Genomic DNA, 20,942 nt, shown 5'->3' with positions numbered 1-20,942 from the left:
TTGTGCAGAGGACAGGACGATGACGAAACCCCTCACGATACTTACTGTCATGCTTACCGTCTTGATATCGTCTACCGGTGTGCTTATTTTTCAATGGCTTCACGCGCAGGACGGGCTGTTTCCTGCCAGGGAAGGGCTGCTTGACGCCCGGGGCTGGAACTATGCGGAGCAAGGCGTCCTTCCGCTCCGCGGCCAGTGGGAGTTTTATCCGGACCGGCTGCTGACGCCGGACGACTTCCGCAATGATCCGTCGCTGCCTGCTATCAAGCAGCTGATCGAAGTACCCGGGAGCTGGACGAATCAGGTCATGACCGATGGCCGCCCTGGCTACGGGGTCGGGACATACCGGCTTACCGTGCAAGTCGATGAACCGGGCCTGTACAGCGTGCGGGCCAAAAAAACCCGGATGTCGAGCCGCTGGTTTATGAACGACTACGATGTGGGCGGCAACGGCGTTCCTTCACTGGACATGAAGCGATTTGTGCCGAGCAATTTGCCGTTCTTCGGGACGCAGCGTCTCGACTCGGACCGTGTGGAAATTGTCATCCAGGTGGGGAGCCCGGCTTTGTTCCAGGGAGGGCTGAAGCAGGCGCCGGAATTTGGTCCGACGGAGCAGGTCAGGGCGCATCGCGATCATGCGCGGCTGACCGATATGGCGCTGCTGACGACTATGCTGGTTTTTGCGCTTTATTTTGCCGGGATGTTCAGACAGTGGCGCAAGGAGCGGCATTTGATGTATCTGAGCTTGTTTTGCGCCATGACAGGTCTGTTTTTCAGTATCGACAATGAAATTCTGGCAGCGGTGCTTGTCCCGAATATGCCCTTCGAGCTGCTGCAGAAGCTGCTGTTCGTTACTTCGTACATGGCGTTTCTGTCGTTCAGCCTGTATGTGTACAGGTTTCTGGACGAGCCGGATAACCGGATGTTCCGGCTGCTGCGCCGGTTTACTTATGTCTATTGTTTGTTTTCCGTGCTGATTCCGAACGACTATCTGGTGTACACGATGCCGCTGAATCTGTTTTTGCAGACCGTGACCTTTGTCATCATTTTTTATGCCGTCTTTCGCAGCAAAAGCTTGCACGTGTCGGCGATTCTGGTGCTGAGCATCCTGTTTTTGATGGTCATGTGGGCTTCCACGCAATACCGGTATGAGATGGGGCTGGATCACCCGTATTTCATCATTGTGACGCCGGTGCTGCTTGTATTTTCCTTGGCGTTTCTATCCTCGCATCGGCTGCAGCTTGCTTTCGCACGCAACGAGCAGCTGTCCATGCAGCTGCTGGCGCAGGACCGTCATAAGGATGAGTTTTTGGCGAAAACGTCGCATGAGCTGCGCACGCCGCTGCATGGCATCATCAACCTGTCGCAGCTGCTGCTGGATGACACGGAGACAGCGCTCAGTCCGCAGCATCGGGATAATGTGCAGCTGCTTAATTTGGTCGGACGCCGATTGTCAGGGCTTGTTCACGATATTCTGGACATGTCCCAGATTAAAGCGGGACGGCTGCGTATTCAACGGACGCCGGTGGATGTGCGGGTGACGACACGTCTGGTGTTCGAGATGCTGGCGATTATCCCGCGAAGCAAGCAGGTGAAGCTGCTGGACGAGCTTCCGCCCGGCCTGCCGCTGGTGCTGGCGGATGAAAACCGGCTGCGTCAGGTGCTGTACAATCTGCTGGAGAACGGGCTCAAGTTCACCGACGCGGGCGCTGTAAGCATTTTCGCGCAGGCGCAGAACGGGGAGGTGGCTGTGACCGTGGCGGATACGGGCAGGGGAATTTCAGCGGAGCAAATGGACAAGCTGTTCCAGCCGTTCGAGACGTCGGCAGCCGACGTCGGCGACCGGCCCGGGATCGGACTCGGCTTGAGCATTACCCGGCAGCTGGTTGAGCTGCAAGGGGGGCGTCTGGAAGTCGTTTCCGAGCCGGGAGCCGGGTCGGCGTTTACATTTACCCTGCCGCTGGCCGGACTTGGCGGACATGCGGGTACGGTTGAGCTGCCGAACGGTTCTGTGTACGGGGAGGAGCCGGTGAGCTTTCCGGTGTCTTCGCCCGCTGAGCCGGTAGCCGGAGGGACGATTCTGATCGTGGACGATGAGCGGTCGAACCTCAAGATTTGTGTGGATGCCGTTTCATCGCTTGGCTACGCGTATCAGGCTGTGCAGAGCGGCAGCGAGGCGCTGGAGCTGCTGCACAGGTCGCCGAAGCCTGATCTGGTGCTGCTGGATTTGATGATGCCGGGCATATCGGGGCTTGAGGTGTGCCGGGAAATTCGCAAGCTGCATCACCTGGCTGAGCTGCCGGTGCTGATGCTGACCGCATCCGGTCAGCATCGCGATATGCTGGCCTCGTTTGAAGCGGGGGCCAACGATATTGTGCAGAAGCCGTTTGAGCTGGCGGAGCTGAAGGCGCGGGTAAGGTCGCTGCTGGCGATGCGGCAGTCGTCGGAGCAGGCGGTGCGCCGGGAAATGGATTTCCTGCAGGCGCAGATTACACCGCATTTCCTGTACAACAGCATGAATGCGCTGGTCGGACTCAGCTATAAAGACGTGGACAAGCTGCGGGAAACGATCCACCATCTGACGACTTATTTGCGGGCCAAGTTTACGTTTGTATTTCAGGGCAGCCGGGTGCCATTCGAAAGCGAGCTGGAGCTGGTGCAGGCGTACCTGGCGATTGAGCAGCTGCGATTCGGCAGTCGATTGAACATTCGCTACCGGCTGGAGACGGAGCTGAACTTCATGATCCCTCCGCTGATGCTGCAGCCCTTGGTCGAAAATGCGGTTCGGCACGGGGTCGGTCCGAAGCCTGAAGGCGGGACCGTGGACATCCGGGTGTTTCGCGATCAGGCTGGCGTGGTGAACATTGTGGTAGACGACGACGGGGTCGGGATGGATGCCGTCACGATGAGCAAGCTGCTTAATCCGCAGCATGGCGGAATTGGCGTGGGAAATGTGAACCGCCGACTGCAGATGCTGTATGCGCAAAGGCTGGATATCCAGAGCCGACCGGGCGAGGGAGCCCGCTTCAAGTTTACACTGCCGGAGGATAAGAATGATCAAAGCGATATTGATAGATGATGAGGCGATTGCACTTGACGTGCTGGAAATTTTGTTGAATGAAATCGGCGGTGTAGCTGTGCTAGGCAAATTCCAGCGAGCAGCGGAGGCGCTGGAGCAAGTGACCGTGCTTCAGCCCGATCTCATTTTTCTCGACATCGAGATGCCGGGGCTAAACGGGCTGGTAGCGGCAGAGCAGCTGCAGCAGCGACATGAAGCCGCTGATATTATTTTCGTGACAGCGTACAAGGAATATGCGCTGCACGCCTTTGATCTGAATGCGCGCGGGTACTTGTTGAAGCCGGTATCGAAGGAACGGCTGATGAAGCTGCTGCGCCGCTACCGTGCCTTTTCGATGGGGTCGGCTGTCCACGCTCCTTCCGACCCGGCGCAGCCTGCGCCGCCGGACCAGGCAGCGAAGCCGGCGGCAGATCAGCGCACGCTGAAGCTTCGCGTGCTGGGAAGTCTGGAGCTGTACGCGGGTGAGGAGCTGCTGACCTGGCGCACACGCAAGACGAAGGAGCTGTTTGCTTTTCTATGGCATCATCGTGGCAAGCCGGTGTACCGCCATCATATTCTGGATGCGCTTTGGCCGGAGCTTGCGGCAGACCGTGCGCAGGCGTTGTTTCATACCACGATGTACCATTTGCGCCATACGTTGAAATCGGCCGACGGGCACGAGATGGTCATTTTCGCCGACGAACGGTATATGATGCGTGTGGACGGCATCACAAGTGACGTGGAGCGGCTGGAAGCGGAGCTGGGTCAGGCCCGTACGGCCGATCCGGAGGAGATGCTGGTGCTGTATCGCGGAGATTATATGGAGACGGATCACTATCGCTGGGCCCAGGAGCGCCGTGACGAGCTGCGCACGGCTTATGTGCAGGTGCTGGAGCAGCTGCTTATGCAGCTGCAGGGGCCTCAGCGCGAAGCGCTGCTGCGCAAGCTGATTCAGATTGAGCCTTATGCGCATATGCACTACTACCGTTTGCTGCTCCATCTGGATGCGTCCGGAAATGGACGGGCGGTGCTGCGGGTGATCGAGCAGCTGCAGCGTCAGGTGAGCGACGAGCTGGGACTGGAAATTGCGCCGCTGCTGCAGACGCTGATCAAGCGTTACAGCAAGCAGCTGTAAGGCGGGTATGGCACCGTGACAGCAAGCGCAGACAGCGGGATGTGGAAGATAACTTCGCACAACGGATCAAACAATAGGAGGCCGCGTGTCGGATCATAAAGGGGAATAAGCATTATACATACAAGCGCAATAGACACGGAGGAAAACCTGGCCCTGACGCCAGGTTTTTTCTGTCCGGCGAGTACCCGGCAGGGCCGGGTACTAGTTGAAGTTAGTACTCCCGTCGATGGATAAATGTCCGTATACTAGAGCCACGATACGTCTGTAAGCTGGCGCAGGCGTCATAGCCAAGCGAAGGAAGGGCGGCTATGACGCGCCGGGAAGGGGAGACGAACATTGACGATATGGGCAGCGGGCGCATTTATGCTGCTTAGCTACGGCTTGGGCGGTTTGCTCGCCGGATATTGGATCGGGATGCTGAAGGACGGGGATGATTTGCGTTTGACGGGCAGCGGTAATCCGGGCGCGTATCATGCAGGACGGGTCTACGGACGTGCTGCGTTTCTGTGGACCTTTCTGGGCGATGCGGCTAAGGGAGCGCTCGTGGTCGGCTGTGCCAAGTCGCTTGATGACGGACCGGGTTTTGCAACGGCCGCGCTGCTGGCGGTTGTGCTCGGTCATTTATTTCCCGCGCTGCTGTCTTTTCGGGGAGGCAAAGGCATGTCCGTATTTTGCGGCGGGACGCTGCTGTTTGATTGGCGAATCTGGCTGGTCATGCTGGCGGTGGCGGCGGCGGTGCTGCTCGTCTGGCGGAGCTGGACGTCCGCGGGCTTGCTCGGAGCAGTGCTTTTCCCTGTGCTGGCGGGGTATATGTATCCAGAGCAGGGCGCGCCCTTGCCGCTGCTGGCGCTGGCAACGACGCTGGCGATCCTCTACGCGCATCGCGTCACTGTGAAACAGCTATGGGCCCGGCTGAGGAGCTGAGCAAGGAGGCCGCTTTTGTGCTGTACGAATGAAATATTAAGAAAATTTAATCTGACCGCCGGAGATTTCTCCTTTTTATTCAATTAAAATGTTGTAAATTTCGATATAATAGAGGGACGGCGGCATAAATCGAGAGTCGGGGTGAGCTTTATTGTCCCATCAAGATCGGGATTCCAATTATAGACGGTTGTTTGCGGACGAGCTGCGGCTCGCCGAAGCGGCCAAGCGGACAGCGGTGGACCGCTCTCTGTCCCGAGAAGAGCTGTACCCGCTTCATCAGGAGCTGGCAGCGCAATACGAGAAGCTGCTCAAAACGACGATCAAGCTGTCCCGGATCAGTGATATTCAGGGTAAAACGTTGAAGGAGCAGGAGCAGGAAATCCATACGGCCAATGACAATCTTCATCACCTGGAGAAGCTGCGCCAGCAACTGGTTGCCGACATCTCCCACGAGCTGGGAACGCCGATGGTGGCGGTGCAGGGTTATGTGAAGGCGCTGCTCGACGGGGTCATCCAGCCCGAGGAGAAATATTTGCGTCTGATCTACAACCGGGTGCTTACGGTCAACCATCTGATCAAGGATTTATTTCTGCTGTCCTCGTTTCAGGCCAACCGCAATCATTTCGACCATCAGCAAATTCATATTGAAGCCTTCATTGCGTCGGTGAAACAAAAATATGAACCGGAATGCGAACGGGCCGGCATCAGGCTGGAGGTTGTCCCGGATCGGAAGGAAACCGAATCGGCAGAGGCGGGGATGATCGTCTGGGCGGACCCGGTGCGGCTGGATCAGGTGTTTGAAAATCTCATTCAAAATGCCATCAAGTTTACGGGCCCGGACGGTGTAATCCGGCTAACGAGTGAATTTCAGCCCAAGTACGAAGGAGCCAAGCTCGGACATTGGTTTGTCAGGCTATCGGATACAGGCATGGGGATTCACGAGGACGAGGTTGTCCATGTTTTCGAACGGTTTTTCCGCAGCAAGCAAGCCAAGGCACGCGGAGTTGAAGGCACTGGTCTGGGCCTTGCGATCACTAAGGAAATTATCCAGAAGCATGGCGGCGAAATTGGCGTGACCAGCACACCGGGGGATGGGACGACCTTCTTTTTCCTGATTCCCGCTGAATTGCTCGACACGTACGATGGTACGTCACGTTCGACGATTTTAGGAGGATTATCATGACGAATCCATTGTTTGAAGTGCAGCGCTACTTGCAGGCCAACCGGATTCTGATCAGCTTCTCCGGGAAGCTGACGCAGGGATTGATTGAAGAATACGGCGATGCTGTAAAAAAATATGTGGAGCAGGCGGAGCGGCCAAGCAGCGAGGTACGCGATATTTTCTCAATTTTCATCGAGCAGACGCAAAATATTAAAAATTATTGCGTCAGCAAGGAGGGCAGCCCGCTGGCTGAGCGCATCGCTTCTTCCAGCATTGTCACCATCGGCCACTCGGACGACGGACATTTCATCTACTGCGGCAATTTGCTGGAAAATCAGGATGCGGCTGAGCTGTCGGCTGCGCTCGATCTGCTGATCGGGCTGGACAAGCCTGCGCTCAAGAGGATGTACAAGGAGAAGCTGCGCGAAATTTCCGATCCTGACGAGCAGGGAGCCGGCATCGGGCTAATTGAGATGGCGAGAAAGGCTTGCAAGCCGCTCGACTATGTCATCATGCCGATTGACCAGGAGTTGTCGTTTTTTACATTAAAGGCGGTGATTTGAGATGGTGGCACTAAGCGAATTGTTTGTCGAGGCGACGAAAAGCACGCCTTTGGTCCGGTTTGACCCGAAAGCCCATCGGCTGCACATCAGCGGGGAATCTTATCCGGAAAATGCGTTCAAGTTTTTTGACCCGCTGCTGCAGTGGGTGGATACCTATTTGACGGATATCGGAACCGAGGAATCCGTACAGGTGGAAATGAGACTGCCTTATATGAATACAAGCAGCACGAAGTGCTTCATGATGCTGCTGGAAAAGCTGGATGCTGCGTATGAACGCGGCTGCGATGTCAGACTGGTCTGGTACTGCAGTCCGGACAACGAAAGCGAGCAGGAATGCGCCGAGGAGTTTCAGGAAGATTTGAGTTTGCCGTTTGACATCGTGCTGCAGGAAGAGGCGTAAAGCCGATGAAGTATTATGATAAAGGGACGCTGCGTATTATCGGCTTCGCCAGCCTGGTCATTATTTTCTCGATGCTGCTGATCGGCGTAATCGTCTACGTGTTTACAGAAACGGGTGTTGTGAAGAAGCTGAAGGAGAAGGATCTGCCCGTCATCGCTCAGGCGATGGCAGCCAAGGTAGATGCCCGCATCGAACGCTCCAAGGAAACCTCTTACGTGCTGGCCGCTGACCCGGAAATCCGGCAATGGCTGCTTGAGGGAGAGCCGGCGGGCGAGCGGAGGGAGCATTCCCTGCAGCGGCTGACGACCCTGGTGCAACGGTTCGGCTACAGCAATTCCTTCATCGTTAGCCATGAAACCCGCCAATATTGGGGGGAAAACGGCAAGCTGCTCGGCACGATCAGCCGCAGTGATCCGGCCGACCGCTGGTTTTACGACTTTGTCGCCTCCGGCCAGGACATTCAGGTGCAGCTGGATTACAACAAGGAGCGGCAGGAGGCGTTCGTCTTCACGAACGCGCTGGTGAAGCAAGGAGACCGACCGCTGGCTGTCGTCGGCGTCGGACAAAGCTTATCCGATCTGGCCGAGGAATTCCGCTCGTTTAAATACGGCTCCACCAGTCAGCTCTGGCTGATCAATCCGAACGGGCAAATCGTACTCGCCGCCAATGAGGCTGATTACGGCCGTCAAATCCATGATTTTCTGGAGGAAAGCCGGGTCAGGCAGCTGCTGAGCCAGAGTAAGCCGGTCATGCAGACGCTGGAATTCAAGGGAGCGAACGGACAACTGACCGATCTGATCAGCTATCCGCTGGTCGATAGCTCCATGCAGCTGCTGTTCCAGATTGAACGTCAGGAGACGGTGGCCTTTCTCAGCCGCATCAAGCTGAATACGCTGGCGGTATCGCTCATTTCCTTTGTACTTATTTTATTTCTGTTTTATTATGTGTCCCACCGGCTCGCCAATCCATATGAACGGGCATTGCTGATGAACCAGCAGCTGGAGCGCAAGGTGCAGGAGCGGACGCAGGAGCTGGCCGACCGCAATGAAAAGCTGACCGACAGCATTGATTACGCCAAGCGTATTCAGGAATCGCTGCTGTTTCGTCCGCAGGAGTGGAATCAGGCTGCACGAGAGCATGTGCTGCTTTACAAGCCGCGAGACGGAGTCGGCGGTGATTTCCACTGGGCGAAGCCGCTGCAGGGCGGTACGCTGATCGCGATCGGGGATTGTACCGGCCACGGAGTGCCCGGCGCGCTGATGACGATGCTGGCGATTACGCTGCTGGACCGGGTCGCTGAGGAAGGATATGCCGACGAGCCTGCGCGTGTGCTGGGTAAGCTGAACCGTCTGGTCAAGCAGACGCTGCAGCAGACGGAGTCTGCCGGGCCGACGGATGACGGGCTTGATATCGGGCTTTGTTATGTGAGCGAGGACCAGTCGATTTTGCGGTTTGCCGGCGCCAAGTGCTCGCTGTATATCCGGGATGCGGAGCAGTTCCGTCTGCTGGAGGGCGGCCGGAAAAGCATCGGTTACCGGCGCACGCCGATGGAGTTTCCGTTCGAGTCGCATGAGCTGCGCCTGCTGCCAGGCACGGTCTGCTATATGGCGACGGACGGCTTCTTCGATCAGAGCGGCGGGGAAAAGGGGCATGCTTTCGGCAAGCGCCGGTTTGCAGAGCTGCTGGAGCGGCACCGGCATATCCCGCTGCGTGAGCAGGCCGGGGTATTCTGGGAGGAGCTGGAGCAATACCGGGGCGAGGAAGCGCAGCGCGACGATATTACGCTGCTGGCATTCCAGGCCTCCTGACTCCGGGAGGAGTGGCGGAAGAGAAGCAGGGCAGGCCGGTTATGGCCGGCAGGCAGTGCTGCCTGAATGACCAAAGCCTTCGAAGCGTGCAGTGTGCACGGCGTTCGAAGGCTTCTTCGATGTGTTAAAGCGAGCGGCTCATGCCCAGCGGGCGCGCTGCCGCCGCAGTCGATCCGAGGCGGCAAGGTGGCAGGCCCGCCGCCGTCAGCCCTTAAACATGTAGCCGGAGCCGCGAATGTTCATCAGATACGTCGGATGGGCCGGGTCCGGCTCGATTTTTTTGCGGATGCTGCTGATGTGCACGAAAATCGTGCGGGTATCGCCGGCGCTGTCGCTGCCCCATACGTCGCGGTACAGCTGCTCGGGCGCAAATACCTGATTCGGGTGAGCCGCCAAATAGACGAGCAGCTGCATCTCCTTGGCCGTCAGCAGCGAGACGGCTTCCCCTGAACGAACCCGCAGGTTCGGGGGATCAATTTCCAGACTGCTGATCTGAATCATCTCGGAAGCGGGTGCCGTGCTGCGTGCCTCCGGCCGGGGACGCCCGAGCGGCACCCGACGCAGGTTCGCCTGAATGCGCGCAACGACGACCGCCGGATCGAACGGCTTCTCGATGTAGTCGTCGCCGCCCAGCTCCAGCCCCCGCACGATGTCGCCCGAGGAGGTGTTGCAGCTGATAAACACAATCGGCACTTTCGACATGCTGCGAATTCGCTTGCACAGCTCGTAGCCGTCCAGGTCGGGCAGCACGATATCGAGCAGTGCGAGATCGGGAGCCTCCCGTTCGAAGCATGCCAGTCCATCGGTAGCGTTGCTGGCCTCGATCACGGTGAAGCCTTGCGGCTCGAGGTAAAGCTTGAGCAGATCCCGGATGTCATCCGTATCTTCGACAATCAATATTTTTTCCTTGACCATGAAGAACTCCTTCATCTGATAGTGTGAATCCGGCAGAGCGAAGGCGGGTCCGGCGGCATCAGCTAGCTGGGGTCAAACTTGTAGCCTACGCCGCGAATGTTGTGAATATAAACGGGACGGCCCGCGGAAGGTTCAAGCTTCTTGCGCAGATTGCTGAGATGGACGATAACCGTCCGGGTGTTGCCATGGCTCTCCATGCCCCACACAGCGGTATACAGCTCCTCCAGCGTAAATACGGTGCCGGCATGCCGAGCCAAATACACAAGCAGCTGAAACTCCTTGGTGACCAATGCGACGGGCGACCCGCGCAGCAGTACATGAAAACGGAGAATGTCGATCTCCAGCCCATCCCAGCTAAGCACTTCCTCTCTGGATGAAGCCGGCGTCGGCAGCTCCCACTTGCGGTCTCTGCGGAACACCCCCGACCGGCGCAAATTTGCCTGCACCCGCGCGACGACGACGTTGGGGTCGAAGGGCTTGACGATATAATCGTCCGCCCCGAGCTCCAACCCGCGTATAATTTCCGCCGACTCCTGCTGTTCGCTCAGCAGCACGATCGGGACGTTGGAATACGTCCGGAGCTGCTCGCATAATGCCAGCCCGTCGCTCAGCGGCGGGACTATACTCAATAGAACCAGATCAGGCTCGACTAGGTCGAATTGCTCGTGAGCATCATCGGCACCGGACAAGGGGTGAACCTCGAAGCCGCTTTCCGTCAAATAAGTGAGCAAAATAGTTCGGGCTGCCGGGTCCTCCTCGACAATGAGGATTTTATGGTGCTTCACGGCGATTAACTCCTTTCCCTGGCGTGCAGGCCTCTTGAGAGACCCGGAGCGGGAATCGGGAGGCGAAATCAGGATGAAGTTCAAGCATCCTTTAAAGTAATTGATCTCAATTTGAAACCGTTCTTGATACAAGTACGTTATACTTTTAAGTATATCATAGTTCTGGAAGTTTGCGATTGTCTATGCAGCCTATTCGGGCAGAGAGGGGAGGGGGCTGGATATGGCTAAAGTACTAGTTGTAGATGATGCCGCGTTTATGCGGGCGATTATTGGCGGGATGCTGCGGGATCTCGGACATGAAATCGTAGGCGAGGCGGAGAACGGATTGGTCGCCTTGCAGAAATATTCGCAGCTCAAGCCGGACTTCGTCACCCTGGACATTACGATGCCGGAGATGGATGGGGTAGAGGCGCTGCGTAATATCATGAGACAGGACCGCGATGCCAAGGTGTTGATGTGCTCGGCCATGGGACAGCAGAACATGGTGATTGAGGCAATTCGGCTGGGGGCCAAAGATTTTCTGGTCAAGCCGGTCCAGAAGGAACGTGTGGTCAGCACGCTGAAGCGATTGCTTGGTTAAGAAAGGTCCCATTCACTTGTCAGACGGCAAGCGGAGAGGCCTTCTTTTTTTATCCGGAAGTGTTGCCTGCCGGCGCAGGGGTTGCTGGTTAGCAGCGGCAGCGCCTAAATAAACGAAGCCTTCCGGCCGATAAACGTATCAGGATGGGTCTACGGTCCTAATTCATTGCATTAATTTTGCCGCATGTGGCAGCGTCGCAGGCTCCCGGCGGGAGTCTGGAGGCTAGGGCAGCTTAGAGGAGGAGCACCATGCAGGCCGGCTTTAGATTGAAGCTGATGATTTTGATGGGGGTGTTCAGCATACTGCTGACGCTTACGATATCGCTTGTTAACCGGGAGCGCTGGCAGGATCATCTGACCGAAAGCTATATGGGGAAAACGCAATTGGTTGAAGATATGATCGTCACTGCGATCACCGACGCGGACAAGGCGTTTGCGCTGCTGGGACAAAGCCTGGACAACCAGATGCAGGCGTACTCGGAGCTGCTGCTGAATCAATACGCGGAGCAGCCCGATGTGAGCAAGTGGGACTATGCGGCCCTCAAGCAAACCTTTCAGGGGATGGACGTGTATGTGCTGGATCAAACCCAGACCGTCGTGTACAGCAGCTTTCCTCCGGATATCGGATTAAGCTTCCGCAAGCAGGATGGCTCGCTGGGCGTATTTGCTTCCTTGCTCCGCGACAGACTGAACGGCAGCAGGTTCGTGGCTGAAGGCATTGACCAGGAAACCAACACAGGCAAGCTGCGCAAATACAGCTATATGCCGACGCCCGATCACAAGTATTTGCTGGAGCTCGGCGTGTACGTGGAGCAGCATCCTGTGTTGCAACAGTTTGATTTTCTGAAAATCAGTGATCAGTTGGAGGAAGCTTATCCATTCGTCAGCCGGGTGACGGTGTACACAACGACGGGCAAGTCGTTCGGCAAAATAGGCGCGGACGGCAAATCGCAGCGGGTGGCGGCCGACAACCTCATTTATTTCGAGCGGTCGCTGGCTGAACGGCAGATTCAGCAAGTGCGGAGGGAGCAGGACGGAGTTCCGCTGCATTACCGGTATGTGCCCTATCAGGTGCGTACGGGGGGCGATCAGGTCAAGTTTACGGATCAGCGAGTGATTGAGATTGTCTACGATGAGACGGAGCTTCGGGAAATCCTGGAGCATAACAATGAAATTTTCCTGCTGCAATTTCTGGCGACCATTTGCGTATCGCTGGCGATTTCCTATTTTATTTCAAGGCTGGTGGCGAAGCCGCTGTATTTGGCTTCCCATGATGTGCTGACGGGCTTGTCCAACCGTCCGATGTTCGAAAATGCGCTCCAGCTCGGCATCCGCAAGTGCCAGCGAAAAGGCTCCAGGCTGGCGCTGCTGCTGATTGATCTGGATCATTTCAAGCATATCAACGATACGTTCGGACATGATGCGGGCGACCGCTTTCTGTGGGAGGTTGGCAGCCGCATCCGCTCGGTCGTGCAGCAGACGGCGGATGTGAAGGCTCGCCTTGGCGGCGACGAGTTTGCGGTCGTGCTGCATGCCGCCGCCGATGAATTGGCGGCTTTATCCGTCGCCCGGCAAATTCTCCGCGAGCTGGAGCGTCCGATTCGGATGAAGGGGACGGATCAGGATTTCTACACGACCGCTTCCATCGGCATAGCGCTTGCGCCGGATCAGGCTCTTGATGCGGAAGGGCTGTACAAGTGTGCGGATCTGGCGTTGTACGAGGCGAAGCGCAGCGGGAAAAACACGGCCAGCGTCTACAACGAGACGCTGCGGACGACGGCGGCGGGATAATCCCTCCGGCCGTCTTTTTGCGCTGCTCCGATAACGCATCCGATAACGCCTCCGATGACGGAATGAATCGGCTTGCTTGCAGACCGCCCGCTCAGGCTTGCAAGGTCTTACTCCGGCTTCGGAGCGGAGCGGGACCCGAGAATATGCTTGTAGGTGTCAATGGCCTGCGCGCGCGACCGCTTCAGATCGACGATCGCTTCCGGAAGCGGCCGATGAATGTCGGCGTCAGTCAGCCCGGCCAGCCGGGGCAGCCAGCGGCGAATGTACGCGCCGGACGGGTCATGCGTTTGCGATTGCGTGACCGGGTTCATCACCCGGAAATACGGAGCTGCATCGAAGCCCAGCGAGGCGCACCACAGCCAGCCGCCCCGGTTCAGTACATGGTCGTAATCGCTGAGCTTGCGGCGAAAATACCGTTCGCCCAGCGGGAACGGACAGCCCAGGTTTTTCGTCAGAAACATCGCGGTAATCATGCGGAGCCGATTGGGCATCCAGCCTGTTTCGTTCAGCTCGGTCATCGCCGCATCAATAATCGGAATGCCGGTGCGCGCCTCCGCCCAGGCTTGAAGATGCGTCTCGCTGAGCGGCGACAGGTCGAACACCTGCTCATAACGGAAGAAGTCCGGGTCCAGCCGCGACTGGTACAGGTAAAAGTCGCGCCAGGCAAGCTGCCGCAGCCAAGGCTCTATGCCCAGCGGAGCTTGCAGCAGCTGTTCGTATACGTCGCGGATGGATAGCGAGCCGACGTTCAGATGGCGGCTGATCCGGCTTGTGTCTGCACGCGCAAACCGGTCCCGCCCGTCCGCGTAGCCGGCCAGCTTTTCTTCCAGGAACGGCTCCAGCGCCTGCTGCGGTTCGAGCTGCCCGCCGGCCAGCCAAGGATCGCCTGCGTTGATCAAAGGCTCCAGCTCAGGAGGCAGCCGGAAGTCGGCTGCAACGTCTTCGGCGAGTGCGGCGGTGCGCAGCTCCCGGATCGTGTGCGGGGAGGAGGGCCGGAAGCGTTCGCTCACATAGGTACTCCAGCGCCGATAAAACGGGGTGAACACCTTGTAGGGCTCCTCGCGCCCCGTCCATTGTACGAAGTCGCGCAGATCGGCGAGCGAAGCTTCGTCATAGGCCGTTACCGGAACACCGTGCAGCTCGGCAGCTTGCCGCAGTAGACGGTCGCGGGCCCGGGCGTACGGGGTGTAGTCGCCGTGGAGGACAACCTCGCGGATCGGATGTGCCGCCAGCACACGGCTGAGCACCGCCTGCGGCTCGCCGTAAAGCAGATGAAGCTGTGCGCCGTGCTCGGCGTAGAGGCGCTGCAGGCGTCCGGCATGGGCGAGAAAGTTCCGACCGCTATGCTCGGCCTCCCGACCGTTGCGGAGCAGAAACGGGTCGAGAATAAGCAGATGCAAGCTCGGCAGGCGGGAAGCGCGGATGGCGTCCAGCGCGGGCAGGTCATGGATGCGGAGATCCTTGCGGTGGATGAATAAGATCATGGCAGCGAGTCCTTTCCCTGGCTGTATGGCGCCCGCATCGCAGGCTGTACAAAGAAAAACCCCGGCTGCGGACCGGCGAATCCCATTCGGAAAACGAACGAAATCAGCGGAGCAGGCCGAGGTTTTTCAATGGCTTAAAAGTTGAACGAGCAGCAGGTTACTTCTGTGTGTCAGACATCACTTGATTAAACATGTCCTCTGTGAGGACGCGCCGTGCAGTGACATAACGCTTGGCGTAATATTTGTCGGAGAGCTTCGTAATGACAACGCCGTCATCACTGGCGGAATGGTAAAACTTTCCATCCCCTACATATACGCCAACATGGGAAATTCCTTTGCCGTCGGTGTTGAAAAATACGAGATCGCCTGCGCGCAGGTCGCTTTTCTCAACCTTGGAGCCTTCCTGGGCTTGCGCCTTGGAGGAGTGCGGCAGATCAAGGCCGAGCTTGTCAAACACCCACGCCGTGTAGCCGGAGCAGTCGAAGCCGTTCAGCGTAGTGCCCGCCGCTTTGTACGGGGTGCCCAAGCCTTCGTTAACCGCTGCGCTTAGTGGGGTTTCAGCAGCTGCGCTGCCTAGCGAGATACTGAAAAATAAAACGGTAGAGCAAACAAAACCGACCAGCTTCTTCAAAGAATTTTCCCCTTCCGGTGCCTACGAGGTTAGCTGAAGGGTTCGGTTGAAGGTTCCCTATGATCACTCTTATGCGAGATCAATTCACCCAGAAATGGTTCCCCCGTTTTCTAAGACAGAAATTCGGCAATATTTTCTTGTTTGGCTGTGCTGAAGTACAAGTATTCGAGTTTAAGCGACGAACTCCTTCTTTGTCACGAAATTGTCACATTTATCTCGATTAAAGTGAAACCTTGGCGGGTAAAGCTGGATGTCGCCGCGGAGCGGATTGCTGGTTCCTAATTTGAAAAAATTGGAATAAGGGGCGCTGGCAGGTTTTGTCCAAATTCATCGAAACAGGCGCGGGACCGGGGAGCGATACAGCTTGCCGGTAGGAATAACCGGTAGGAAATAGTAGGATTTGACTTTCCTCCGCACACAAACTACAATTTGTAGTGTGAGGTGCGGGAGCCATGAGAATTCAAAACTTCAAGTTCTACGAGAAAGGTCTCAACCGGTTTTTCGGTCCGCTCGAGGCTAAGGTGCTGGACATTTTGTGGGCACAGCCGGGATTGTCGATCAAGGAAGTGCAGCAACGGCTTGGACGCCTGGACGAACCGCTGAGCTTCAATACCGTCATGACGGTTATGAACCGGCTGGTTGACAAGGGACTGCTGAGCAAGAAGCCGGAGGGTCGTTCGTCGGTATACGAGCCGCTCGATTCGAAGGAGCACTTTCTGGAGAAGCAGTCGAAAGAAATTACACATGGGCTGCTGGAGGACTTTGGCCCGCTTGTCGTCAATCATATGCTGGATGCGCTGGAAGAAGCGGACCCTGCGATGATCGAGAAGCTGGAGCAGAAAGTAAAAGCGCTGAAAAAGGAACGATAGGTCATGTGGAAAAACCGCTCCAAAATTCTGTTTGCAATACCGATGCTCGTTGCACTGCTGGTATGGACGCAGATGGGGCTGTACGCGGCTCACAAGGCGTTGGGCTGGTCGCTCGAGTTTAACATCTTCATACTGTGCAGCCAGCTTCTCAGCGCAATGGGCTTCGATTCGATCAGACCGATCCTGAGCGCTATGGTGCTGTACACGCTGCTTGTCAGTCTCTGGCTGGTCGGCAACCAGGCTCAAGCTTTCCGCCGCGCGCTGCAGTGGATCGAGGAGCGGCAGCACGGGCCGCTAACGGCCGAGCTTCGGGCACGCTTTCCGGAGGACAGCCATTCGCTGGTCGTGATTTCCGCTGCGGAGCCGATTGCGCTCACGCTGGGATTGCTGAAGCCGCGAATTGTGTTTTCAACCGGTCTGCTGGAGCTGCTGGATTCGGACGAGCTGGAAGCCGTGTATTACCACGAACGTTCTCACCGCCGTCATCGCGATCCGTTGAAGACATTCTCCCTTCACATAGTCAGTCAGGTCATGTGGTATATCCCGATTTTGAACTGGTGCAGCAGCCAGTATAAAATCGCTCGCGAGCTCGTGGCCGATCATGAGGCGATGACAGCTACTGGCACAGCAGCCAATATCGGAAGCGCGTTGCTCAAGCTGCTGAAAAAAAAGAAACGGCCGCTTGACGTACAATTTGCGTACGTGTCGTTTGCCGATACTTCCATTCATTACAGAATCAATAATATTGTAGACCCGGAGGCATCCGCCTCACAGACATGGCCCGTGAAGCTGATGATGATTTCATTGCCGGTCGTGCTGATAAAATCGGGCGTATTTTTTCTATCGCTGCTTTAATTTTTTTTATAAATTGACACTACACTGTGTAGTGCGAATTCGAGGAGGAGTTCAGGATGAATACAAAAAAATTGGCAATTGCGGCAGCAGCTGTAGTACTTTTGGCGGGAGGCGGTTACTGGGCCTATGATTACTACGCAGGCAACCACATCGAGGTCAAAGATGTCATGTCTTCCGCACCGGCGGCAGCATCGACAGGATCAACAGGTACGACAGGAGCGGCGGGAGCCGGAGCAGCGTCGACCCCGACGCTTCAGGCAAACGCCATTAACGGCAATTGGAAGGTAATTCCGACCTCTGAAGTATACTTCTCGGTTACGACCTCGAAGGAAACGGTTAACTTTGTCGTGACGCCGGTGCAAGGCTCCTGGCAGCTCGACACGAACTCGCCGGCCCAATCCAAGGCCGAAGGGAAAATCGAAGTGGCCAAGCTCAGCTCCGGCAACGGACAGCGTGACAATCATGTCCGCGCGTCGGATTTCCTGGATACGGAAAAATACCCGGAAGCCAGCTTTACTGTAGCTTCGTTCGGAGAATTGCCTAAGGAGTGGAAAGAAGGCACGAAGGTGCCGGTAGAGCTGAAAGGCACCTTGAAGGTGAAGGACAAAACAAAAGACGTTGTGTTTACAAGCGAGGCAATGTATGACCAGGGGCAGCTGAAGCTGCAGGGCAGCACCAAGGTTACCTTTGACGATTTCGGCTTGAAAAATCCGCACACCGTCACGCTCGCTACGCAAAATGAACTGGAGGTCCAGCTGCGCCTCGTCATGGAGAAAGCTTAAGGCTGCTTGTCATAACCAATTCCGGGGTTAACCGGCGCCTTAAAGTTAACCCCGTTAAAATAGAGAAGACGCCCTTTCCCGGCTTGCAAGCGGGATCGGGCGTCTTTTTGTTGCCGGTGGCATACTGCTTCTTTCATCAAGTTCAGTTCAGCATGCTACGCCTTCTCGGTCCATAGCGCATATTGCGTGCCGATCAACCACAGCTTGAACAACATTTGGGCCAATCTGTACGCCTGAATGCCCGCCAGCGCGAGGAAGCCGGCCCACAGAAAAGCGGCTGCCGTTACAGCGGCGGTAGCGACCGCGGTCACGATCAGGATGAACGAGGCCGCAGCCGCAATTGCGGGCAGGTGGCGAAGCGCAAACAAGGCGCTGAACAGCAAGGACCGTCCGCTTGTGCGTCCAATCTGCAAATGCATGAAAAACAGCTGGACGCCAAACGCATACAGCGCATACGCTGCGAGCGCCGGAAGCAGCGCCTGGCCCAGCTCTGCATAGGACGGCTGCTTGGACAGCTGCGCCCATAAACGGGGAGCCAGCCAGATGAGCGGCGCGAGCGTCAGCACGAGCTGCATCATATAATAGCCGAGAAAGGGCAGCGTAAGGCGGCGGATGCCCTCGACAAACCGGTAGCCGGCATTCATCTGCGTATGATGGAGAGAATAATAGACGCCGGCATTCAGCAGGGGGTGAAGCAGGGCGCGCAGAGCGAATAGCGCCGCGCCCCACCAGAGCAGCGGCTGCAATACATCCGTTTTCATCAGCTGGAACTGGCCTTCGATCCAGAAAAGCTGAACAGCTTCCTGCGACAGCTCGCTCGGGTAGCGGTGCAGCAGCGGGAGCAGCACCGACTGCACCAGCTTGTAAAGCGCTACTCCCCACAGCAAGTGGTAGGCGAACAGTGTAAATACAGCGAAGGGCTGCCCGCAGGCGAGGCTCCAGCCCAGCTTGATTCGATTCCACACGATGATCACCTCACCATACGACCCAGCCGAACAAGGTCTCCAGAGTTTTGACGACGCCTAGATTCAAGCGGACAGACAGCCGGGTGTCCACCTTCGTTTTCATAAAGCTGTTGATCCGTTTATTTTCCAGCACTAATGTATACTGCGGGTCGATGGCGGCCCAGTCAAGCGGAGCGGTGTGCCGCAGGGTCAGGAGAACCTCGCTTTCCGTGCCATTCCACGTTTTGTCCAGCTGTGTGCCATCGGCAAAGTGGAAGCGGACCGGGACGGTTTGCACCGTGCCGCCGAGTCTGCGCAGCTTGACGTGATTGTCATACAGCCGCTGCCCGTTTTCCTCAACCTCCCTGATCTGAATGCCGGCCAGCTCGAAGTCGGTCATCAAGCCGCCGGTTACATATTGATCGAAAAATTCCTGCCAGCTCGCCCCCGTGACTTCCTCGACCACCTTCTGAAAATCAGCTGTGCCGGGATGCTTGAATTTCCAGCGCTGGAAATAGGCGCGCATAATTTTGTGCATCGTCTCGCTGCCGACCTGGGCTTCCAGCGATTTGAGCACAAGCTTGGCGCGGGTGTACACATTTTCCGCATACTGATCGTGACCGCCGTATTGCCAGGCGTTGAGCTTCAGGGAAGCCGGATTCGTCATATAACTCGCTTCAATCAGCCGATTGGAGCGCACGCCGTATTCCTTCTCCATCAGCCGATCCTCGGCGTAGGAGGTGAATCCTTCGTCCAGCCAGGCTTCCTCGAACTCATTGCTGGCGACCATGCCGTAAAAAAACTGGTGTCCGATCTCATGCACAACGACTCGCTCCAGCTCCAGACTCGGGTTGTCCTCCGTCGCGCCCCAGGCAGTGACAAGCGTCTGATATTCCATGCCGCCCGCGCCGTTGCCGTCCGCAGGCGGAACGACGATGGACAAGGTGGAGTACGGATAGCTTCCGTACCATTCCGAATACCGGGCAAGCGCCTTCTTGGCCGCCGTCATATACCGGGCCTTCAGATGCTCATGCTTAGGGTCCAGATACAGCTTGATCCGCACGCCTGGCAGCTGCTTGGTCGCATACGGCTCCTCGGCATAAATGAAGTCCGGGGACGCGGCCCAAGCGAAATCATGCACGTCATCGGCGTAAAACGTATACGTTTTCGTTTGTCCGTCATCTGCGACAGGCTTGGTCGGAAAGCCGGTAGCGGCAACCGTATAAGCGGAAGGAACCTTCAGCCTGACATCGAAGATGCCGAAGTCGGCGTAAAACTCCGAGTTGCCATGGTACTGGTGCAAATTCCAGCCGCCATTTGCATTGCCGCGGGTGCCCGGGGGCTCGTAGACGGCAATTTTGGGAAACCACTGCCCGGCCATAACGAAATTCCCCGCATAGCCCATACGGGCAAATACTTGCGGAAGCTGCACCGTGTAGGTCATTTGCAGCGTCACCTCCTCGCCCGGCGCGACGGCCCGAGGAAGCGGCAGCCGAACGAGTGTGCGGTCATGCTTGTTGCCGTCATCCGGCTGAACGAATTCAAGCTGGCCGACCAGCTCGGATTCATGTCCGTCCAGCAGCTGGATCGAGGTTAGCTGCATGCTGCCGTAATTACGGTCATGGCTGGCATCACCGCGCAGCTTGCCGCCGGACTCCTGCATGAACGTGGAGGACTTCGATTCGAAGGCATTCGGGTACAGGTGGAAATACAGCTCCTCAACCGCTGCATGGCCCGGATTTTTCCACGAGATTGAGGAGGTGCCTTTGATCAGCTTGCCCTCTGCGTCGTATTCGGCGTTCAGATGGTATTCCACGATCCGATTGGACAGCGGCCGAGGCGCAGGCTTTTCACTGGGCTTGGCGGGCAGGCTCGGCGGAGCGGGCGGAGGAGCCGCCGGCTCCGTGGCTTTGGCTCTGGCGCTGGCCGGACGCGCTTCGCCGGAGGCCGTCTGCGGCAGAAACAGGCCTGTGGAGGAGCCGTCGGCCGGTCCTCTGGAGTCCGGCCAGGCCGGGGCTGCGACGACAGCGTGTCCGCCTGCGCTGCGTACCGGCTTGGGAATCGGCAGCTCCGTGCCGTCAGCTTGCCGGGAAGCGAGTTCCGCTCCGGCGGCCAGGAAGGGCAGCTGCCAGCCTTCCTCGGGGATCGCTCCCGGCGGCTCTGCACCGAGCCAAGCCGGGATCAGGGCGGTGCTGCAGGCAAGGGCTGTCAGGCAGCCCCATATCGCGAGTCGATTGCCGAGTCGTTTTCTCATCCA

18 protein-coding genes and 1 riboswitch are annotated in these 20,942 nt (G+C 57.2%); of the genes, 12 read left to right on the top strand and 6 right to left on the bottom strand.

Annotation, left to right across the window (positions count from 1 at the left end; all coding sequences use genetic code 11):
* The first annotated feature begins 19 nt into the window (after positions 1-19).
* The 7 genes from AC6ROY_RS15445 to AC6ROY_RS15415 all read left to right on the top strand — a co-directional run bounded on the left by AC6ROY_RS15445 (position 20) and on the right by AC6ROY_RS15415 (position 9,050).
* Positions 20-3,079: a hybrid sensor histidine kinase/response regulator gene (locus AC6ROY_RS15445; RefSeq protein ID WP_500101466.1), complete on the top strand. Its 3,060-nt coding sequence runs from the start codon at positions 20-22 to the stop codon at positions 3,077-3,079.
* Complete coding sequence (locus AC6ROY_RS15440; protein ID WP_500101465.1) at positions 3,054-4,193, top strand: response regulator; 1,140 nt, start codon at positions 3,054-3,056, stop codon at positions 4,191-4,193. The genes AC6ROY_RS15445 and AC6ROY_RS15440 overlap by 26 nt, the downstream gene beginning before the upstream one ends.
* Positions 4,194-4,529: 336 nt before the next feature.
* Positions 4,530-5,117: a glycerol-3-phosphate acyltransferase gene (locus AC6ROY_RS15435; RefSeq protein ID WP_500101464.1), complete on the top strand. Its 588-nt coding sequence runs from the start codon at positions 4,530-4,532 to the stop codon at positions 5,115-5,117.
* 151 nt (positions 5,118-5,268) lie between these two features.
* Positions 5,269-6,300, top strand: a complete 1,032-nt coding sequence (locus AC6ROY_RS15430; protein WP_500101463.1) for a sensor histidine kinase — start codon at positions 5,269-5,271, stop codon at positions 6,298-6,300.
* A complete protein-coding gene (locus AC6ROY_RS15425; protein ID WP_500101462.1) occupies positions 6,297-6,842 on the top strand; it encodes a SiaB family protein kinase in 546 nt (181 codons plus the stop codon). The genes AC6ROY_RS15430 and AC6ROY_RS15425 overlap by 4 nt, the downstream gene beginning before the upstream one ends.
* Before the next feature lies 1 nt (position 6,843).
* Complete coding sequence (locus tag AC6ROY_RS15420; protein WP_500101461.1) at positions 6,844-7,242, top strand: DUF1987 domain-containing protein; 399 nt, start codon at positions 6,844-6,846, stop codon at positions 7,240-7,242.
* A 5-nt stretch (positions 7,243-7,247) separates the two neighbouring features.
* The gene (locus tag AC6ROY_RS15415) at positions 7,248-9,050 is read left to right on the top strand and encodes a SpoIIE family protein phosphatase (protein ID WP_500101460.1); all 1,803 of its coding nucleotides are present in this window, start codon (positions 7,248-7,250) and stop codon (positions 9,048-9,050) included.
* Between the two features lie 204 nt (positions 9,051-9,254).
* On the opposite strand, the gene AC6ROY_RS15410 is transcribed toward AC6ROY_RS15415, so the two are convergent.
* Together AC6ROY_RS15410 and AC6ROY_RS15405 are read right to left on the bottom strand one after the other, a co-directional pair.
* Positions 9,255-9,965 carry a response regulator transcription factor gene (locus AC6ROY_RS15410; RefSeq protein ID WP_500101459.1) on the bottom strand — a complete coding sequence of 237 codons (711 nt, stop codon included), beginning with the start codon at positions 9,963-9,965 and terminating at the stop codon, positions 9,255-9,257.
* Between the two features lie 62 nt (positions 9,966-10,027).
* A complete protein-coding gene (locus AC6ROY_RS15405) occupies positions 10,028-10,750 on the bottom strand; it encodes a response regulator transcription factor (protein ID WP_500101458.1) in 723 nt (240 codons plus the stop codon).
* Between the two features lie 220 nt (positions 10,751-10,970).
* On the opposite strand from AC6ROY_RS15405, the gene AC6ROY_RS15400 reads away from it, so the two are divergent.
* Together AC6ROY_RS15400 and AC6ROY_RS15395 are read left to right on the top strand one after the other, a co-directional pair.
* Entirely contained in the window at positions 10,971-11,330 is a 360-nt protein-coding gene (locus AC6ROY_RS15400; RefSeq protein ID WP_500101457.1) for a response regulator, read from the top strand.
* A gap of 248 nt (positions 11,331-11,578) precedes the next feature.
* Positions 11,579-13,120 carry a diguanylate cyclase domain-containing protein gene (locus AC6ROY_RS15395; RefSeq protein ID WP_500101456.1) on the top strand — a complete coding sequence of 514 codons (1,542 nt, stop codon included), beginning with the start codon at positions 11,579-11,581 and terminating at the stop codon, positions 13,118-13,120.
* A 107-nt stretch (positions 13,121-13,227) separates the two neighbouring features.
* Here the strand turns inward: AC6ROY_RS15395 and AC6ROY_RS15390 are convergent, their stop codons facing one another.
* Positions 13,228-14,604, bottom strand: a complete 1,377-nt coding sequence (locus AC6ROY_RS15390) for a cryptochrome/photolyase family protein (RefSeq protein WP_500101455.1) — start codon at positions 14,602-14,604, stop codon at positions 13,228-13,230.
* Between the two features lie 157 nt (positions 14,605-14,761).
* Positions 14,762-15,235 carry a C40 family peptidase gene (locus AC6ROY_RS15385; RefSeq protein WP_500101454.1) on the bottom strand — a complete coding sequence of 158 codons (474 nt, stop codon included), beginning with the start codon at positions 15,233-15,235 and terminating at the stop codon, positions 14,762-14,764.
* A gap of 3 nt (positions 15,236-15,238) precedes the next feature.
* Positions 15,239-15,374, bottom strand: a riboswitch (cyclic di-AMP (ydaO/yuaA leader).
* A 313-nt stretch (positions 15,375-15,687) separates the two neighbouring features.
* On the opposite strand from AC6ROY_RS15385, the gene AC6ROY_RS15380 reads away from it, so the two are divergent.
* Genes AC6ROY_RS15380 through AC6ROY_RS15370 form a run of 3 tightly spaced genes read left to right on the top strand, consistent with a single transcriptional unit; the run spans position 15,688 to position 17,741 of the window.
* Entirely contained in the window at positions 15,688-16,104 is a 417-nt protein-coding gene (locus AC6ROY_RS15380; protein WP_500101453.1) for a BlaI/MecI/CopY family transcriptional regulator, read from the top strand.
* A 3-nt stretch (positions 16,105-16,107) separates the two neighbouring features.
* Entirely contained in the window at positions 16,108-16,959 is an 852-nt protein-coding gene (locus AC6ROY_RS15375; RefSeq protein ID WP_500101452.1) for a M56 family metallopeptidase, read from the top strand.
* Between the two features lie 56 nt (positions 16,960-17,015).
* Positions 17,016-17,741, top strand: coding sequence for a YceI family protein (locus AC6ROY_RS15370; RefSeq protein ID WP_500101451.1), 726 nt, complete (start codon positions 17,016-17,018; stop codon positions 17,739-17,741).
* A gap of 155 nt (positions 17,742-17,896) precedes the next feature.
* Here the strand turns inward: AC6ROY_RS15370 and AC6ROY_RS15365 are convergent, their stop codons facing one another.
* Both AC6ROY_RS15365 and AC6ROY_RS15360 read right to left on the bottom strand, forming a co-directional pair.
* Positions 17,897-18,706 (bottom strand): hypothetical protein, encoded by an 810-nt coding sequence (locus AC6ROY_RS15365; RefSeq protein WP_500101450.1) that lies wholly within the window; start codon positions 18,704-18,706, stop codon positions 17,897-17,899.
* A gap of 10 nt (positions 18,707-18,716) precedes the next feature.
* Positions 18,717-20,939, bottom strand: coding sequence for a M1 family metallopeptidase (locus AC6ROY_RS15360; RefSeq protein ID WP_500101449.1), 2,223 nt, complete (start codon positions 20,937-20,939; stop codon positions 18,717-18,719).
* Positions 20,940-20,942 lie beyond the last annotated feature (3 nt).

The sequence above is a fragment of the Paenibacillus sp. sg306046 genome, assembly GCF_059821225.1.
Note: the sequence above shows the minus strand (reverse complement) of the source record. Positions and strands in the feature narration are given on the sequence as shown.